This is a genomic window from Labrys sp. WJW (genome assembly GCF_001676615.1).
Taxonomy (GTDB): domain Bacteria; phylum Pseudomonadota; class Alphaproteobacteria; order Rhizobiales; family Labraceae; genus Labrys; species Labrys sedimenti.
The window spans coordinates 77,019-93,423 of the sequence record NZ_LYXZ01000001.1; the positions used below are offsets into that span (position 1 = coordinate 77,019).

Annotated in this window: 17 protein-coding genes; 6 read left to right on the forward strand and 11 right to left on the reverse strand. The window is 65.5% G+C overall.

Annotated elements, in window-relative coordinates:
* Nucleotides 1–2 precede the first annotated feature (2 nt).
* The 6 genes from BA190_RS00300 (at nucleotide 3) to BA190_RS00325 (ending at nucleotide 4,329) form a co-directional block, all read left to right on the forward strand.
* Nucleotides 3–485, forward strand: coding sequence for a YscO family type III secretion system apparatus protein (locus tag BA190_RS00300; protein ID WP_245314464.1), 483 nt, complete (start codon nucleotides 3–5; stop codon nucleotides 483–485).
* A gap of 7 nt (nucleotides 486–492) precedes the next feature.
* The gene (gene sctQ, locus BA190_RS00305; protein ID WP_068281419.1) at nucleotides 493–1,572 is read left to right on the forward strand and encodes a type III secretion system cytoplasmic ring protein SctQ; all 1,080 of its coding nucleotides are present in this window, start codon (nucleotides 493–495) and stop codon (nucleotides 1,570–1,572) included.
* On the forward strand, nucleotides 1,565–2,218 hold the full coding sequence (gene sctR, locus BA190_RS00310; protein WP_068281420.1) for a type III secretion system export apparatus subunit SctR: 654 nt from the start codon (nucleotides 1,565–1,567) through the stop codon (nucleotides 2,216–2,218). Before sctQ ends, sctR begins: the two co-directional genes overlap by 8 nt.
* Before the next feature lie 24 nt (nucleotides 2,219–2,242).
* On the forward strand, nucleotides 2,243–2,515 hold the full coding sequence (locus BA190_RS00315) for an EscS/YscS/HrcS family type III secretion system export apparatus protein (RefSeq protein WP_068281421.1): 273 nt from the start codon (nucleotides 2,243–2,245) through the stop codon (nucleotides 2,513–2,515).
* Complete coding sequence (sctT, locus tag BA190_RS00320; protein ID WP_068281422.1) at nucleotides 2,515–3,321, forward strand: type III secretion system export apparatus subunit SctT; 807 nt, start codon at nucleotides 2,515–2,517, stop codon at nucleotides 3,319–3,321. The genes BA190_RS00315 and sctT overlap by 1 nt, the downstream gene beginning before the upstream one ends.
* 222 nt (nucleotides 3,322–3,543) lie before the next feature.
* Entirely contained in the window at nucleotides 3,544–4,329 is a 786-nt protein-coding gene (locus tag BA190_RS00325; protein WP_156771303.1) for a putative hydro-lyase, read from the forward strand.
* 16 nt (nucleotides 4,330–4,345) lie between these two features.
* Here BA190_RS00325 and BA190_RS00330 read toward each other — a convergent pair whose 3' ends face one another.
* The 11 genes from BA190_RS00330 to BA190_RS00380 form a co-directional block, all read right to left on the reverse strand.
* The gene (locus tag BA190_RS00330) at nucleotides 4,346–5,416 is read right to left on the reverse strand and encodes an LLM class flavin-dependent oxidoreductase (RefSeq protein ID WP_068281424.1); all 1,071 of its coding nucleotides are present in this window, start codon (nucleotides 5,414–5,416) and stop codon (nucleotides 4,346–4,348) included.
* A 156-nt stretch (nucleotides 5,417–5,572) separates the two neighbouring features.
* The gene (locus tag BA190_RS00335; RefSeq protein ID WP_068281425.1) at nucleotides 5,573–6,457 is read right to left on the reverse strand and encodes an ABC transporter permease; all 885 of its coding nucleotides are present in this window, start codon (nucleotides 6,455–6,457) and stop codon (nucleotides 5,573–5,575) included.
* Nucleotides 6,454–7,392, reverse strand: coding sequence for an ABC transporter ATP-binding protein (locus BA190_RS00340; protein ID WP_082979349.1), 939 nt, complete (start codon nucleotides 7,390–7,392; stop codon nucleotides 6,454–6,456). Before BA190_RS00340 ends, BA190_RS00335 begins: the two co-directional genes overlap by 4 nt.
* Nucleotides 7,393–7,439: 47 nt before the next feature.
* Nucleotides 7,440–8,438, reverse strand: coding sequence for an ABC transporter substrate-binding protein (locus tag BA190_RS00345; protein WP_245314498.1), 999 nt, complete (start codon nucleotides 8,436–8,438; stop codon nucleotides 7,440–7,442).
* 191 nt (nucleotides 8,439–8,629) lie between these two features.
* On the reverse strand, nucleotides 8,630–9,664 hold the full coding sequence (locus tag BA190_RS00350) for an NADP-dependent oxidoreductase (protein WP_068281427.1): 1,035 nt from the start codon (nucleotides 9,662–9,664) through the stop codon (nucleotides 8,630–8,632).
* 326 nt (nucleotides 9,665–9,990) lie between these two features.
* Complete coding sequence (locus BA190_RS00355; protein ID WP_068281428.1) at nucleotides 9,991–10,428, reverse strand: RpiB/LacA/LacB family sugar-phosphate isomerase; 438 nt, start codon at nucleotides 10,426–10,428, stop codon at nucleotides 9,991–9,993.
* A 45-nt stretch (nucleotides 10,429–10,473) separates the two neighbouring features.
* Nucleotides 10,474–11,241 carry a triose-phosphate isomerase gene (locus tag BA190_RS00360; protein WP_068281429.1) on the reverse strand — a complete coding sequence of 256 codons (768 nt, stop codon included), beginning with the start codon at nucleotides 11,239–11,241 and terminating at the stop codon, nucleotides 10,474–10,476.
* A gap of 63 nt (nucleotides 11,242–11,304) precedes the next feature.
* Nucleotides 11,305–12,258: a sugar-binding transcriptional regulator gene (locus BA190_RS00365; protein ID WP_068281430.1), complete on the reverse strand. Its 954-nt coding sequence runs from the start codon at nucleotides 12,256–12,258 to the stop codon at nucleotides 11,305–11,307.
* A gap of 28 nt (nucleotides 12,259–12,286) precedes the next feature.
* Nucleotides 12,287–13,219 carry a sugar phosphate isomerase/epimerase gene (locus BA190_RS00370; protein WP_068281431.1) on the reverse strand — a complete coding sequence of 311 codons (933 nt, stop codon included), beginning with the start codon at nucleotides 13,217–13,219 and terminating at the stop codon, nucleotides 12,287–12,289.
* Between the two features lie 7 nt (nucleotides 13,220–13,226).
* Entirely contained in the window at nucleotides 13,227–14,768 is a 1,542-nt protein-coding gene (locus BA190_RS00375) for a glycerol-3-phosphate dehydrogenase (RefSeq protein ID WP_068281432.1), read from the reverse strand.
* Nucleotides 14,765–16,363: an FGGY-family carbohydrate kinase gene (locus BA190_RS00380; RefSeq protein ID WP_068281433.1), complete on the reverse strand. Its 1,599-nt coding sequence runs from the start codon at nucleotides 16,361–16,363 to the stop codon at nucleotides 14,765–14,767. The genes BA190_RS00375 and BA190_RS00380 overlap by 4 nt, the downstream gene beginning before the upstream one ends.
* Nucleotides 16,364–16,405 lie beyond the last annotated feature (42 nt).

The following is a 16,405-nucleotide window of genomic DNA, read 5'->3' on the forward strand; positions in this document are numbered from 1 at the left end:
TCATGTCCCAGCTTCACAAGATCCGCAGCCTGCGCGAGCGACGCGCCCTGGAAGCGGTTGCCCGTCAGCAGCGCCTGGCCCGCGAAGCGCAGGACCAGGCGCGATCGGCGGCCACCGCGCTCACCACCCGCCTCGAACGGGCTGCGGCCGACGAACGAACCTCGTTCGCCGATCTGATGGGCCGGCCGCTGTCGGCCCAGGACCTCCTGGCGTTGCGCGGGCGCTTCCAGCTTACCGCCAGCGAAGTGGAGCAACTGCGGCAGGCGACGGAAGAGGCAAGGCAGGCAGAAGCCGGGCAACAGCGAAAGCTGGCGCGCACACGCGAGGACCATCACGTCCGGCGCAAAGCTGTCGAGAAACTGTCCCGTCTCGCCGACGAGATGAGATCGCGCAGCGCGCGCCGGCTGGAAGCGATCGAGGAAATGACGATCGAGGAGGAAGCGAGCCTCGCGGCCGCGTCAAGGCTCAAGCCAGGAAGAGCGTGATTTTCGCATGCATCAGAGACTAGCGGCACTTGGAAAAACGCGACAGCGCCCTGCGGCCGAAGCCACGGTCTCAGCGGCACGCCTGCAAGCGATCGCCCCTGCCGATGCCGCGGCGCTCAATGCCTTCTATCGCAATCGTCCGCCGGTGAAGATCCGTCTTGCTGGCGAGGAGTTCCTGCTTTCTGCCCTGTGGCAGCCGGTGATGGCTCCGGGCGCGACCACCGTCATCGACTTCAAGGTCGGCGCGGCAACGGGCCGGCTTTGTCTCACGCCTGCACTGTTCGAGCGCTGGCTGGCGCGGGCCAATCCCGGCGTCACCGCCGGGCCGCCGGCTCCTGCACATGCTGCCCTGCTCCTGGAATCCTTCCTGCGCGACGAGATCGCCTGGCTGGAACAGCAGCTGGACGGAGCGATCGAACTGATTGCGGCCACATCGCTCGACGGCCGGCCCGAGATGCCCTTCCGGTTTGGGCTCCGGCCCACCGGCCAGGCCGAGAGCATCTGCCTTCTGCAGGCGGACGCAGCGCTCGCTACCAAGATCGGCCGCATCCTTGACGCCGCATCGGGCAGGCCTGCCGCCCACCGGCTCGAATTGCCCCTGCCCGTCAGCCTCTGGTGGGCTGCGACCAGCCTTTCCGTAGGGGAGCTGCGTTCCCTGCAGCCAGGCGACATCGTCATGACCGATGGCTGGACCCGCGGCGCGCAAACGGTCCTGGTGGTGCTGGCCGGGCGTCGGGCAGCACTGGCGGAACCGATCGGACAAAGCGGCAGACTTGTTTCGGCGCCAATGCCGATCAGCAAAACGAGATGGGGATGGATCATGGATGAACCACAATCGGCAAGCGGACAGCCTGACGACACGGGCCTGGAGGATTTGCCGGTGACGCTCGTCTTCGAACTCGCCCGCATGACGATGCCTTTGCGCGAGGTCAGCCGGCTCGCTGCCGGGTCCATCGTGCCGCTTCCCGAGCTTTCCGAGCCCGCCGTCGATCTCGTGGCCAATGGCAAGCGCATCGGTCGCGGAGAGATCGTGAAGGTCGGCGACGGCATGGGAGTGCGTATCGTTCGCATGGCGGCCGATGCTTGAGGGCTCGCCCAATCTTCTCGGCCTTCTCGTCGCGGTCGGCCTGGTCGGCATCCTGCCGCTGGCCGTGGTGACCATGACCGGTTTCCTGAAGATCTCCGTCGTCCTCTTCCTTATCCGCAATGCGCTCGGAGTCCAGCAGACACCGCCCAACCTGGTGATCTACGGCATCGCCCTGGTGCTGACGGTCTATGTGACGACGCCCCTGATCGGTGAAATCTCGGGACGGTTGCAGCAGGAGAACATCCAGTTCCAGACCACGCAGGACCTGACGCGCACGGCCGAGTTGGCGCGCGAACCGCTCAAGCAGCATCTGCTGCGCTACACCCAGCCCCAGGAACGCCAGTTCTTCCTGGACGGCACCAAGCGGCTGTGGCCGGAACAGGCACGAGCGGAAGTCAGGGATGACGACCTGCAGATCCTGGTACCGGCCTTCGTCGCCTCCGAACTGACGCGGGCCTTCGAGATCGGCTTCCTGCTCTATCTGCCCTTCCTCATCATCGATGTGGTGGTCGCCAACGTGCTGATGACGTTGGGCATGATCATGGTCTCGCCGACGCTGATATCCATTCCGCTGAAACTACTGCTGTTCGTGGCGATCGACGGCTGGTCGCGCCTGATGCACGGCCTGATCCTCAGCTACAATTGACGGTTGCACCGCAAGGACCGCCCGATGGCCAATGATTTCATTCTTGCCAAGGTCCAGAGCGCCCTGTGGATGGTACTGATCCTCTCGGGGCCTGCCATCGTGGCGGCGCTGGTCGTCGGCCTGCTCATCGGCTTTGCCCAGGCGCTGACCCAGATCCAGGACCAGAGCCTGCCGCAGACCGTCAAGCTGGTCGTGGTCCTCGTCGTCATCCTGCTGGTCGGTCCGCTCCTCGGCTACCAGATCGCCAATGAGGCTTCCAAGGTCATGGACGAGTTTCCCGTCGTGACGCGCCAGTGATGGAAAACCTGTTTGCATCCCTCAAGGGGCTGGAAACCCTGGTCCTGGCCAGTGCCCTGGCCACGGCGCGCATCGTCGGCCTGGTCGCGCTGATGCCGCTGTTTTCCCGTACCCGGCTCGCAGGGATCCTGCGCACCGGCGTGGCTCTGGCGCTGGCGCTGCCGGTCATCCCGATGACCGTCGACATTGCCGGGCGCGGCCATGTCGACGCGCCCATGATGCTCATGCTGATGCTCAAGGAAGTGGTGATCGGCGCTTTGCTCGGCTTCGTGCTCGGCATACCCTTCTGGGCGGCGGAGGCTGCCGGCAACATCGTCGACCTGCAGCGCGGCTCGACCATGGGCACGCTGATCGATCCGATGATGACCCATGAGACGAGCGCCACCGGCACGCTTCTGATGATCGTCATGGTGGGTATCTATCTGGCCGCCGGCGGCCTCCATCACACCTTGAGTGCGCTGTACGACAGCTATGCGCTCTGGGCGATCGACAGCCTCTCGCCGATCTTCAGTCGCGATGCCGGCGCCATCCTGCTGACCTTGCTGACGCGAATTCTCGGCATGGCACTGACACTGGTGGCACCGCTGATCGTCAGCCTGCTGCTTTCGGACGTCGTGCTCGCCTTCCTCGCTCGCGCCTCGCCGCACCTCAATATTTTCGCCCTGTCGCTGGTGGTGAAGACCCTCGTCTTCAGCCTCGTCTCGGTGCTCTACGCCGCCTTCCTCATCCACTACATGACCGGCGACCTCGCCTTCCTGAACCAGGGGGTAAGCGACCTCAAGGCGCTTGTCGGTGGAGCGAGGTAGCGATGGTCGCAAAAGCCGAAACAAACTGCCCGGTCATAAGGAACATGTGCGAGCGCTCGGGCCGGCAGCCGAACAACAAAGAGCCGTTCCAACCATCGAAGAACCAAAAAAATATAATAATTCTAATAGCTTGCCCAGGATTTCTCTACTCCTGCGACAAGCTGGGGGCCACAGAAATCAATGGGACGTCCACATATCGCGACGAGGTACGAAGAATTCCGCATGGTCGGCGCGACCAGCCTGCGCGAGGCGATCAGGCTCGGCCATTATCGCGGCCACACCGCCGGCCTGGCGGATGGCAAGCTGCAGGCAGACGTCATCATCCTGCCGAACGGCCTTGCCGACGACTTCCTGGACTATTGCATGCGAAACCCCAAGTCGCTGCCCCTGGTGGGCGTCAATCGGGCCGGAGATCCCAGCCTGCCAACTCTCGGCGAAATCGACGTGCGCACCGACCTGCCGCAATATGACGTTTTCCATGCCGGCCCGCAGACCTGGAGCAGGACCGACATCATCAGCCTGTGGCGCGACGATCTGGTCGCCTTCGCCCTCGGCGGCACGTTCAGCTTCGAGCACATGCTCCGGCAGAACCGGATCGAGGTCCGCCATGTCGCCATGAGCCAGAACGTGCCCCTCTATCGCTCTTCCATCCGTACCCAGAGCGTGGGCGTGTTCGGCGGCTACATGGTCGTCTCGATGCGGCCGATCCGGAAGGATCTCGTCGACAGGGCTCGCGCCATGACGGCGCGTTTTCCGCACGCCCATGGTTCGCCGGTGCATGTCGGCGATCCCGCGGAGATCGGCATTGACGACCTCGACAGCCCCGACTGGGGCGATGCCGTCGATGTCCATCCCGACGAGATTCCCGTCTTCTGGGCTTCCGGCCTGACGGCGCAGAGCGTGCTGAAATGCTCGACGCCGGAGATGTTCATCACCAATACGCCGGGCCACATGCTGATAACCGACCTCGACGCCGATGCCGATGTCGGTCAGATCAGGTTGTTCTAGCTGCCCGGTGCCGGCATCAATCGCGCAGCAGCGGCAGCAATTGTTCGCCCTGGCGCTTGATCTCGGAGAGGTAAGGCGTATCGGAAAGCACGAAATGCCCGATGCCGAGCTCGCGGTATTTGCGCAGCGAATTGGCGACGTCGGCGGCCGAGCCGACCAGCCAGGTGGTACCGGCGCCGCCTCCGCCGAACTTGCCGGGGGCGGTATAGAGATTGTCGTCGAGCACGTCGCCGCGCGAGGAGAGATCCAACAGCCGGCGCTGGCCCTCGGCGACGGCCTGGCGATGGTCCTGCCAGCCAGCGCCATTGGTCCTGGCCATCTCGGCAACCTTCGCCTCGGCATCGGCCCAGGCCTGTTCCCTCGTGTCGCGGACCAGCGTGGTGATCCGCAGACCGAACTCCAGGGGCGGAAGATCCCGGTCCAGCGCCTTGCTCAAGGCCTTGAGGCGTTCGATCCGCTCGCGCACGCCGCCAAGCGGCTCGCCCCAGAAAAGCTGAACGTCGGCCTCGGTCGCGGACACGCGTTCCGCCGCCTCCGAGGCGCCGCCGAAATAGAGCCTGGGATGCCTCCGCCCGCCACGCGGGGAAAGGCGCGGCGCCACAGTGGAGCCGGAAACCCGGAAATGCTCGCCTTCGAAGGTGACGTTCTCTTCAGTCCAGAGCCTGCGCACCAGGCGCATGAATTCTCGGGTACGGGCATAGCGATGCGCCTGTTCTCCCTCGGCATCGCCATAGGCTGCCAGATTGTCCAGGCCCGACACGACGTTCACGCGCACGCGGCCGCCGCTCAGCTGATCGAGCGTCGCAGCGGCGGAGGCGAACTGGGCCGGCTGCCAATAGCCAGGCCGGATGGCGATCAGCGGCTCGAAGGTGGAAGTCCGCACGGCAAGGGCCGTGGCGAGGGTGAAGGTATCGGGCCGGCCCCAGCCGGTACCGATCAGAGCGCCCTTCCAGCCATGGTCTTCCAGGGCGCGGGCATGGCTGGTCAGTGTCTCCAGGCTGTTGTGATCCGCGGTGGCCGCGTCGCCGCGATGGCCGGCCCTGACGTCATTGGGGATGTACCACAGATATTCGCTGGTCCCGCTCATGGCTTCGGCCCGCCATTGCCCGCGGCTGCGAAGCCACGATGGTTGCCGGCGTGGCGTGCGTTGATCCTCGACATGGTCGGTCTTTCCGTAAGCATTCCTGATATCCTCACGGGCTGCCGCCGGTCGAGGACGCGGTTCCGGGCAGGCGAGCCACGATCAGCGCACCTGCCCCCAGCGGCGGATTGTGATCCTTTCCAGCGTCGCGAACACCACATTCTCCATGACGAGCCCGATCAGAATCACGAGAGCGAGGCCGGCGAAGACACGGTCGGTGTAGAGCTCGTTGCGGTTTTGAAAGATGAACCAGCCGAGCCCGCCCTTGCCGGACGAGGCGCCGAACACCAGCTCGGCCGCGATCAGGGTCCGCCACGCAAAGGCCCAGCCGATCTTCAGCCCCGAGAGGATGGCCGGCAAGGCTGCTGGCACCAGGATCTGAAAGACGTAGCGCACGCCCCTGAGGCCGTAGTTGCGGCCCGCCATGCGCAAGGTTTCGGGCACGGCCTGGAAACCGGCGAAGATATTGAGGGAAAGCGGCCACAACACTGAATGGATCAGCACGAACACCAGGCTGCCGGCACCGAGCCCGAACCATAGCAGCGCCAGAGGCAGCAGCGCGATGGCGGGCAGCGGGTTGAACATGGCCGTCAGCGTCGACAACAGGTCCCGGCCCAGTTGGGTGGCGACGGCGAGCGTGGTCAGGGCGAAGGCGAGCACGATGCCGGCCAGATATCCCTGGACGAGCACCAGGAGAGACAGCCTTACCCGCTCGGGCAGCTCGCCGCTGGCCATGTCGGCAATGAAGGCCCGTGCGGTCGCGGTGAAGGTCGGCAACAGCAGGTCATTGTCCTGGTAGCGGGCAAGAACTTCCCACAGGAGCGCGAGGGCAATGAGGATCAGGCTCTTGCGCAGCCAGCCCTGCCGCCACAGGCGGGTCGCCAGCGGCAGCCGGCGCTCGAGCGCCACTTCGACGAAGGGCGGGAGGTCGCGCTCGAATTCCTCGCGGACCGGCGGAACGAGCGATCCGTTCACGGCCATGCTCATGCCTGTCCTCCCGAGCCGATCCTCGCCTCCCCCCTCTCCCGCACCTCTTCGCTCTCCTCCTCGAACAGCAGGCGATGGATACGCTGGCCTGCGGCCTGGAAAGCCGCCCCGCCACTGCTCGCCAGGTCCCATTCATGGCTGTTGATCTCTGCGCGCACCCGGCCCGGGCGCGGCGAGAGCAGCGCCACGCGATTGCCGACGACCAGCGCTTCCTCGATGGAATGGGTGACGAACAGGAGAGTGAAGCGCACCTCGTCCCACAGGTGCAGGAGTTCCTCCTGCATCTTGCGCCGGGTCAAGGCATCGAGCGCCGCGAAAGGCTCGTCCATCAGGAGAATTTCCGGCTGCATGGCGAGCGCCCTGGCAATCGCCACGCGCTGCTTCATGCCGCCCGAGAGCTGGTGCGGGAACGCGTCCGCAAAGGCGGCAAGCCCAACCTTGTCGAGATAATGCAGGGCCCGTTCCTGCGCCTGGTGGCGCGGCAGGCGCCCGGAAGCGACGAGCGGGAAGACCACGTTCTGCAGCACCGTCTTCCATGGCGGCAGCTGATCGAACTCCTGGAAGACGACGATGCGGTCGGGCCCCGGCCCCCGGATCGGCCGCCCCCTGAGCACGAATTCGCCTTCGACCGGCCTGATGAACCCCGCCGCCGCCTTCAGCAGTGTGGACTTGCCGCAGCCCGAAGGCCCCAGCAGGACAAAACGATCGCCTTCATAGACATCGAGGTCGACCCTGTGCGTGGCCCGGACCACCTGATGGCGGGTCGCATATTCCAAGGTTACCGAGCGCGCCTGCAGCAAGGGGGCCGGCAGGACGTCCCCGACAACGACCTGCACCGCTCGTGGAGCCTCGTGCGGCCTGGCAAGAACCGGCTTGGCAAGAACCGGCTTGGGAAAGGCCGGTTTGGAAAAACCCTGCAGAAGACTGTCCGTCATGCGGTGTGCCGATCACCCATCTCAGTAGCGTCCTTGGAACAGAGCACTCAGCTGCCGCCGGATATGCGCGGTTCGTCGAAGAAATAGTCCGACAGGCTTTTCGGCTCGTTCCTGATGGCACCGACGCGATGCAGGAACTGGCCAAGCCCCAGCGTGTTGTCGGGTGCGATCTTGAAGCTCACTTCCGGATTCTTGATGATCTTGAGGAGTAGATTGCGGTCGGTCTTGGCGCCGGCCACCTCCAGATAGATATCGGCCGCCGCCTCGGGATTATCGCGGACGAATTTGGCGGCTTCATCGAGACCGTCCAGGAAGGCCCTGTAGGTCTTGGGGCTCTCCTTGACGAATTTCTCCGTGGCGTACAGTACCGTCGAAGAAGCCGGCCCGCCCTGGACGTCATAGGATTTGAGCACGACGTGCGCCTTGGGATTTTCGGCGAGTTCCTGTTCCTGGAAAGGCGGGTTGCCGAAATGGGCGGTGATCTCGGTACCTCCCTTGATCACAGCCGCGGCAGCCTCCGGATGCGGCAGCGCGACCGAAATCTTGTCGAGCCTGGCATAGTCCGCATCGCCCCATTGCTTGGCCGAGGCCCATTGCAGGATACGCGACTGCACGGAAACGCCGACGGCCGGCAGTGCGATGCGGTCCTTGTCGGTAAAGTCGGCGATCGTCTTCACATTGGCGTTGTTGGTGACGAGGTAATAGGGGAAATTGCCAAGCGAAGCGACGCCCTTGACGTTCTGCTTGCCATGGGTGCGATCCCACAGCGTGAACAGTGGCCCGACCCCTGCACCCGCAATGTCGATGCTGCCCGACAGCAGCGCATCGTTCACCGCTGCGCCGCCGGAGAGCTTGACGAATTCGACATCGATGTCGACGCCCGCAGCCTTGCCGTGCTTTTCGAACAGTTTCTGCGCCTGCGCGACGTTGAGCGTGAGGTAGACGACGCCGAATTGCTGGGCAATGCGCAGCTTGCCCTCCTCAGCCTGTGCCGCCGAGGCAATCAGCAATCCTGCGCCGGCCAGAAGACCAACAACCGCCCGCATATGACGTTTCATCAAACCCCCGCTCGTTGCTCGACACCTCCAAATATAGAAAGTCTATTGAATTAGTCAATTTTATACAACGAGCGAACCTTCTCCCGAATGCGCGGACGTCTCGTCCGCTCCTGGAAAACATTGCGGCTGTTTGGTCGGAAGAGGCGGACGAGACGTCCGCGCACCCGGGAGCGGCGCTGCTATTCGGGGGCGACACGCACCACGAGCTTGCCGAAATTGCGGCCCTCGAGCAGGCCGATAAAGGCTTGCGGCGCCTTGTCCAGGCCGTCCACGAAATCCTCCTTGTAGCGGAGGCGCCCCGAAGCGATCCATTCCGCCGCCTCGCGATAGAAGGCCGGACGCTGGTCGGCGAATTCGCGCTGGATGAAGCCACGGATGAGAAGGCTCCTGCTCAGGACGTCCCGCATCACCGACGGCAGGCGGTCGGGCCCGGCAGGGGCATCGGGGCCGGCATTGTACTGCGCGATCAAGCCGCAGACGGGGATACGCGCAAAATCGTTGAGCAGCGGAAACACCGCATCCCATACGCGGCCGCCGACATTCTCGAAATAGATGTCGATCCCCTCCGGGCAGGCGGCAGCCAGTTGGGCGGCGAAATCGGGAGCGTGATGATCGACTACGACGTCGAAGCCGAGCTCATCGCGCACGAAGGCACATTTGCCGGCACCGCCGGCGATTCCCACGGCGCGGGCGCCCTTGATCCGGGCGATCTGGCCGACGACCGAACCGACGGCGCCCGACGCAGCGGCGACGACGACGGTCTCGCCGGGCTTGGGCTGGCCGATGGTCAGCAACCCCGCATAGGCCGTGAAGCCGGGCATGCCGAGCACGCCGAGCGCCGTGCTGATCGGCGCTGCCCGGGGGTCGAGCTTGCGCAACCCCGCGCCATCGGAAAGCGCGAAGCTCTGCCAGCCGGAATGGGAGAGCACGATATCGCCCTCCCGGTAATCGGGATGGCGCGAGCGTATCACGCGGGCGACGGTGCCTCCCTCCATGACATCGCCGATCGCCACGGGCTTGGCATAGGATTTGGCCGCGCTCATGCGGCCGCGCATATAGGGATCGAGCGAGAGATAGAGGACCTGCAGGAGGAGCTGCCCGTCCGAAGGCTCGCCGACGGGCGCATCCTCGAACCGGAAATCGTCAGGGGAAGGAGCGCCGACGGGCCGGGAGGCGAGCACTATTCGCCGATTGATGAGAGTTGACGTCGTCATGATCGAGCCGGCCTCCGTTCTGTCTGTTTCAAGAACGCCCGTTTTCCGGCCACCGAATGTCCGGCGCCGGGAACAGGACGCCAGTTGCATTTAAGCGCGCTTGCGGAAATGTCATCGCCGGTGCCGCTCATATTTTTCGCGATGGAGCACCGGCCCGGATGACGGATCACCCAAGCCGCGAGGCGACGGCCACAACGGCGACCTGCCGGGAGACGGCCCTTGCCTCCCGCGCATCATCTCTCCTTTGGCTGCCTGCTTCCCACCCTTTTCGATGCATCACAGACGGAAGCCCCAGGAGGCTTCCGTCTCTCCCCGAAGGCCGTCGATCACTTTCGGGCGTCGAGCTGATCGATGGCTTGCACGTTGCCGGCCGAGGGGCCTTCAGGATCGAAATTCGACGACAGCCAGGTATCGACGATGGCCTTGGCCAGTTCCGGACCGACGACGCGCGCGCCCATGGTGATGATCTGGGCGTTGTTCGACTTGGCGGCCCGTTCCGCCGAATAGGTGTCATGGGTGAGGGCCGCCCGGATGCCTGGTACCTTGTTGGCGGAGATGCACACGCCGATGCCGGTGCCGCAGAACAGGATGGCGCGATCATGCTTGTGATCAACGACGTCCTGGCCCACCTTGGCGGCAAGATCGGCATAGTAGCCCGCCTGGCTGAGATCGGTGATCTCGAGGTCCGGGCGATTGGCCAGATGCGCGGCGATGACGTCGAGCAGGGGCTTGCCCGCGCTGTCGGCTCCAAGTGCGATTTTCATGATGGTCTTCCTTCCTTGTATAAGTGAGATCGGTTGCCCTGGCGGCTATGCCGACAGGGCCCGGGCCGTGCGATCGAGGATGTCGAGGTAGCCTTCGGCCTGCCAGGCGGAGCGCCCGATGAAGAGCCCGTCGATATGGGGCTGGCCGATGAGGTCGGCGGCATTGGCCGGATTGACGCTGCCGCCATAGAGAACTGAAGGGGACGTCCCGAGGCGGTCCGCCGCCACCCGCTTGATCAGGGCCTGCTGGCGATCGGCATAGTCGGCGCTGGCCGGAATGCCGTTTTCGCCGATGGCCCAGACCGGTTCATAGGCGAAGATGATCTCGACGGCAGGCTTGCCGTCGCCAAGCTGCGAGAGTGCCCCTGCGACCTGGGCCGCGAGCACCTCTTCGGCCTTGCCGCTCTCGCGCTCCGCCAGGGTTTCTCCGACGCAGACCAGCGGTATCAGGCCGTGCTTGATCGCCGCCGCCGTCTTCAGGCCGACGGTACGATCCGTCTCGCCGAAATGTTCCCGCCGCTCGCTATGCCCGAGCTCGACCAGGTCCAGGCCGCAATCGCGCAGCATCGGCGGCGAGATTTCGCCGGTCCAGGCGCCTGCATCGGCCCAATGCATGTTCTGCGCGCCGACCTTCACGCGCGTCCCGGCGAGCGCCCGCTTGACTTCGCGCACCAAAGTGAAAGGCGGGATGACGAAGGGCTGCAGGCGATCGTCGACCGAAGCCAGCTCTTGGGCCAGGGCTTTCGCGAAAGCCAGACCCTCTTCCAGGGTCTTGTTCATCTTCCAGCTGGTGCCGACCCAATGACGTGTCATTTTCCATGTCTCTCCGTGCCTGCCACGACCGGCCGGCTTGCAAATCCGTATGTCTGAAGAGGCCTAGCCGAGCAGCGCCCGCGCCGTGGCCTCGTCGGTGATCAGTCCCCTGAGGCGGCCGCTGAGCAGCACGGCCCGGATCGCCTCGAGCTTGTGCGTCCCACCTGCGATGCCGACGATGTGATCATCGGCCCGTCCGTTCAGGGCCACGCCCAGGGTCCGCGCGGTCAGCGAGTTTTCGAGCACCCGCCCCTGGGCGTCGAAGAAGTAGCCGAGCATTTCGCCCACCCCACCCTCTGCCTTGATCTCCCGGATCTCCTGCGGGTGCATCATGCCGGACGAAACGAGCTGGGCATCGGCATCGACCGAGCCGATGCCCACAACCTTCAGCTCCGCACCATTGGCCATGGCGAGCACTTCGCTGATGCCGCGCTGGGCGAGAAGCACCGCCTTGTCCTCGGCGGAATTGGCGAAGAACGGCACCGGCATCACATAGGCCTGTGCGCCGGTCTTCTCAGCGATGGAGTGCATGACGTCATGCGGGTTGACCGCATAATTGCGGGTGAGCACGCCGAGCAGTGAGACGAACCGGATCGGGCCGGCGGCGATGCGCGACATATGCGCGACGGCCGACGTCAGGGTGCGCCCATGACTGAGGCCGATGGTGCCATGGTCGCCGCGCTCGATCGCGCGTCGCAGGAACCCCGCCCCGGCCTGGCCGAGCGCGCGCAGCGGGATGCCCTCCTCACCGAGATCGGGGGCGACCTCGCAATGATCGAGGTGGAAGCGCCGGCAGAGCTCTGCTTCCAGCTCGACACATTCGATGATGTCGCCGTCGATGGAGACCTTGACCACCCCGCTCGCCACCGCCCGCGCGATGAGGCGATGGGTCTTCACCGAGGGCAGGCCGAGCCGCTTGGCCACCGCTGCCTGGGTGAGGCCGCCGACATAGTGCAGCCAGGCCGCTCGGCGGGCGAGGGATTCCTCCAGTTCGTTCTCGGTGACGGCGCGTCCCATCCCGCCTCCCCGCCCCGTTCGCTCCGCGTCAGACATGAAGATCCCCCGCGCCTGTCTCGATGAAAGGCGCCCAGAAGGCGATGCTCTCGGCGATCTGGGGAACCACCTGGCGATCGTTGGGCTCGCGCTCCTTGAAGCTCAGCTCCAGGCAGATCTCGTTGTCTTCGGCGCCGCCCTCGGCAAGGGCGGCCAGCAACGGCTCGGGCTGGATCCGGCCCCTGGCATTGAACTCGGCCGTGAAGGGGCGATGGCCGCCCTTGTCCATCAGGCTCTGCTTGATGTGGATGATTGGGGATACCCTCGGCACGGCACGCGCCCAGGCATAGGGGTCGTAGTCGTCGGGGTTGGACGAGGTGACGTCGCCATGATCGATATCGGCCATCATCCACATCGGTATGGCCATCTCGGCCGCCGTCAGGCGCCGCTGCAGCGACAGGCAGGCCTCGATGGTCTCGCCGAATTCGCGGCCGATGCTCATCGGTTCCCAGAAGACGGAGGTCAGGCCGGCGGCCTTGGCGTGCTCGGCGACTTCGGCCCAGCAGTCGATGGCGATCCGGATCAGTTCCTCGCGCCGGGCGGCATCGTCGTAATCGGCAAAAGTGAAAATGGCGAACTGCGTGCCGACCGACGAACCGCCGAGATCGCCGATGATGTCGGCGAAGGTCTTGAACCAGTCGACATAATAGCGCCGCACCTCCGGATCGGGATGTCCAAAATGGTTGAGCCGGCCATAGGGTCCGGTCATGCCGCTGGTCACGCGCACGCCGGTGCGGGCCAGGGCACCGCTCATCTGGCGGACCAGGCGCCGTATGGTGGGCGCCGGCCAGCTCGGATTGATGAATTCATGCGTGAGCTGCAGGTCGCGCAGCCTGAGATCAACAGCCACCGTGTCGATCAGATCGTCGGGATCGGCGAAGCGGTTCACCAGCGGATTGGTATTGAGGGACAGCGTCAAAGGCATCGGGCCCTCAGGCGGAAGCGTTGGAATAGGAAGTCGGCGCCACTGCGCCCGTGGCAGCGATCTCGCGCTCGAACCAGGCGGTGAAGGCCGCCTTTTCGGCGTCGCTCAGGTGGAGATAGTGCTTGGTCCGGCGCAGCAGGACGTCCTCGGCGCTGCGGGCCCATTCATGCCCGGCGAGATAGCGTGCCTCGGCTTCGTAGAGGCAGCCGCCGAAATGGCGGCCGAGATCCGCGAGGCCACGAGCCGAGCCGACGAGCTGCGCCGTGCGTGCGCCATAGGCATGGCCATAATGCTGGAGCAGCCGGTTGGGCATCCAGGGATAGGCTGTGCGCAGGGTCTCGACGAAGCTCACATAATCGGCATTCTCGATCTCACCGCCCGGCAGCCGGGCCTCGCGCGTCCAGTCGCCGCCCATTTTGGGGAAGAACTTGCCCAGCCTGTGCATGGCGCGCTCGGACAGCTCGCGGAAGGTAGTGATCTTGCCGCCGAAGACGTTGAGCAGCGGCACCCCGCCGGTCTCGTCGAGATCGAAGACGTAATCGCGCGTGACGGCGGACGGATTGCCCTTGCCGTCGTCGAAGAGCGGCCGGACGCCGGAGAAGGCGTGCAGCACGTCCTGCCGGCGCAGCTTCTGCTTGAAATAGCGGTTCACCGCCGTGATCAGATAGTCGATTTCCTTCTCGTCGGCGGCAACCTCCTCGGCGGCCCCCTGATAGGCGATATCGGTGGTGCCGATCAGCGCCATGTCGCCCTCATAGGGATTGATGAAGATCACGCGCTTGTCGTGGTTCTGCACCAGATAGGCCTGCTGCCCTTCCCAGAATTTCGGCACGATGATGTGGCTGCCCTTGACCAGGCGCACATTGCGGGTGGAATTGGAGCCTGCCACCTGCGCGATGATATCGGAGACCCACGGCCCCGCCGCGTTGGCGATGCAGCGCGCCCGATGCGTGCGGGTTTCGCCTGTCACGGTATCGCGGGTGGTGACGGTCCAGGCCCCCTCCTCCCGCCGCGCCGAGACGGCCGCCGTGCGGGTGAGGATGGTGGCGCCCTTTTCCGCGGCACCGAGCGCATTGAGCGCGACGAGGCGTGCATCATCCACCCAGCAGTCCGAATATTCGAAGCCCTTGGCATATTGGTCGAGGATGGGCGCGCCGACCGGATCGCGCCTGAGATCGAGCACGCGCGTGCCCGGAAGCTTCTTGCGGCCGCCGAGATGGTCGTAGAGGAAGAGGCCGAGGCGCACTAGCCAGGCGGGCCTGTCCTGCGGGCTGTGCGGCAGCACGAAGCGCATCGGCCAGATGATGTGGCAGGCCGAGTTCAGGAGGACCTCGCGTTCGATCAGTGCTTCGCGAACCAGGCGGAACTCGTAATATTCCAGATAGCGCAGCCCGCCATGCACCAGCTTGCCCGAGCGCGAGGAGGTGCCCTGGGCCAGATCGTCCTTTTCCACCAGCGTGACGGACAGGCCGCGGCCTGCCGCATCGCGGGCGATGCCGGCACCGTTGATGCCGCCGCCGATCACCAGAAGGTCGATCATCTCACTCATACTGCAAGGCTCCTTCCCGCGGCCGTCGCCGCGCCCACAGCGGCATCATGCCGGACGGCCGCGAGCGCATTCCAGGCGGGGGTCAATTCGAGGCGCGCGGCCCTGAAGGCGGGGAATAATTGGTCGTAGAGGGTGGCCAGGGCCGCATCCGGAGGCTCCGGCGGGCCCAGCAGCGGCGTCACCCATTGGGCGACGCAGGCATCCATGTCCTCGAAGGCACCGATGGCGACCGCCGCCATCATCGCCGCGCCGGCGGCGCCGGCCTCCTCGCGCGAGGAAACGCGCAGCGGGGCGTTGATCGCGGCTGACAGCACGCCGCGCAAGGCGCGCGAGCGCACCGCACCGCCGGCCAGGCGCAGTTCGGCCGGCAGGTCGCCCATGGCGGCGTAGCAGTCGCGCATGGCCATGCCCAAGCCCTCGACGACAGCGCGCACCAAATCGGCATAGCGATGCCCGGCGGACAGGCCGATGAAGCCGGCCCGCGCCTCGGCATCGACGAAGGGCCCGCGCTCGCCGGCGTCCGAAATATAGGGATGGTAGATCAGCGATCCTGGGCGGCTGTCGGCCAGCCAGCCGTCGATGCGCTTCACCAGGTCCTGGTGCGTCACCTTCTGGCCCATCTGGGCGAGGATGTCGGCCGCGATCGTCAACACCCAGTCGATGTTGAGCGTCGCCGCCATGTTGGTCTGTACCTGGGTGACGACCCCGGGGACCGGCAGGGCGATGACATAGCCGGTGCCCTCCGCGTTGAGGTGGACGTCGGCTGCTTTCTTGGCGCGCATATGGACGCCGGTCGAGCCGATGGTCGAGCAGGCCGCGTCGCCGGAACCGCCATAGACGCCCGCCCCCAGGGCGGCCATGACCATGTCGACATAGCCAAGGCTCACCGGCGTGCCCGCCAGCAACCCCGTCTGCTCGGCCGCACGCGCCGTGAGGGCATGCGTAGCCTGGCTGCCATCGATGATTTCGGGCAGCAATTTGCGCCGATGGCTCAGGCCGAGAGCCTCCACGACCCCATCGTCATAGCGGCGGGTACGGAAATTGCCGAAGGTGAAGCTGGCTTCCGACGGATCCGTGGCCCGTACGCCCGTCAGGTTCAGATAGAGCCAATCCTTGCAATGCAGGGCGACCTCGGCCTTGTCGAGTAGATCCGGGCTGTGAACGTCCATATGGGCCATTTGCGAGCCCTGCTGGCAGGTGTTGAGCCCTGTGCCGGTCGCCTCGAAGCGTGCCCGGTTCAGCGGGGAGGCTGCCAGCTTTTGCACCGTGGACGCCGCCCGCGCATCCAGCCATAGCCAGGCGTCGGCCGCCGGCGCATTACCCGCGCCGACCAGCCAGGTGCCATCGCCCTGGGCCGTGACGGCGAGTGCCGCCGTGCGGGCGGCGAGATTGTCGACCTTGCCGGCCAGCCCGCGCAGTGCCGCGACGCAATCGGCCCAGGTCGCCTGCAGCGATTGAGTCGCCGATCCGTCTTCTCCACGCAGGTAGCGATTGGGCACCGAGAATGCCCCGACCTGGCGGCCACTGAAATCGAAGGCGACGGCCTTGATCACAGACGTCCCGGCATCCACCCCGATCAGCAGATCAGCGGGCATCACAACATCCTTCGCGAACGGACAGCTCGACAGTTCCGCGCA

Bases quoted from the DNA above. Each gene is read 5' to 3' on its own strand.
- BA190_RS00370 (WP_068281431.1), bottom strand. From the start codon at position 13,219: ATGCCTTTGACGCTGTCCCTCAATACCAATCCGCTGGTGAACCGCTTC.
- sctT (WP_068281422.1), top strand. From the start codon at position 2,515: ATGGAAAACCTGTTTGCATCCCTCAAGGGGCTGGAAACCCTGGTCCTG.
- BA190_RS00365 (WP_068281430.1), bottom strand. From the start codon at position 12,258: ATGGGACGCGCCGTCACCGAGAACGAACTGGAGGAATCCCTCGCCCGC.
- sctR (WP_068281420.1), top strand. From the start codon at position 1,565: ATGCTTGAGGGCTCGCCCAATCTTCTCGGCCTTCTCGTCGCGGTCGGC.
- BA190_RS00340 (WP_082979349.1), bottom strand. From the start codon at position 7,392: ATGACGGACAGTCTTCTGCAGGGTTTTTCCAAACCGGCCTTTCCCAAG.
- BA190_RS00360 (WP_068281429.1), bottom strand. From the start codon at position 11,241: ATGACACGTCATTGGGTCGGCACCAGCTGGAAGATGAACAAGACCCTG.
- BA190_RS00345 (WP_245314498.1), bottom strand. From the start codon at position 8,438: ATGCGGGCGGTTGTTGGTCTTCTGGCCGGCGCAGGATTGCTGATTGCC.
- BA190_RS00355 (WP_068281428.1), bottom strand. From the start codon at position 10,428: ATGAAAATCGCACTTGGAGCCGACAGCGCGGGCAAGCCCCTGCTCGAC.
- BA190_RS00335 (WP_068281425.1), bottom strand. From the start codon at position 6,457: ATGAGCATGGCCGTGAACGGATCGCTCGTTCCGCCGGTCCGCGAGGAA.
- BA190_RS00350 (WP_068281427.1), bottom strand. From the start codon at position 9,664: ATGACGACGTCAACTCTCATCAATCGGCGAATAGTGCTCGCCTCCCGG.
- BA190_RS00325 (WP_156771303.1), top strand. From the start codon at position 3,544: ATGGTCGGCGCGACCAGCCTGCGCGAGGCGATCAGGCTCGGCCATTAT.
- BA190_RS00315 (WP_068281421.1), top strand. From the start codon at position 2,243: ATGGCCAATGATTTCATTCTTGCCAAGGTCCAGAGCGCCCTGTGGATG.
- sctQ (WP_068281419.1), top strand. From the start codon at position 493: ATGCATCAGAGACTAGCGGCACTTGGAAAAACGCGACAGCGCCCTGCG.
- BA190_RS00375 (WP_068281432.1), bottom strand. From the start codon at position 14,768: ATGAGTGAGATGATCGACCTTCTGGTGATCGGCGGCGGCATCAACGGT.
- BA190_RS00300 (WP_245314464.1), top strand. From the start codon at position 3: ATGTCCCAGCTTCACAAGATCCGCAGCCTGCGCGAGCGACGCGCCCTG.
- BA190_RS00330 (WP_068281424.1), bottom strand. From the start codon at position 5,416: ATGAGCGGGACCAGCGAATATCTGTGGTACATCCCCAATGACGTCAGG.
- BA190_RS00380 (WP_068281433.1), bottom strand. From the start codon at position 16,363: ATGCCCGCTGATCTGCTGATCGGGGTGGATGCCGGGACGTCTGTGATC.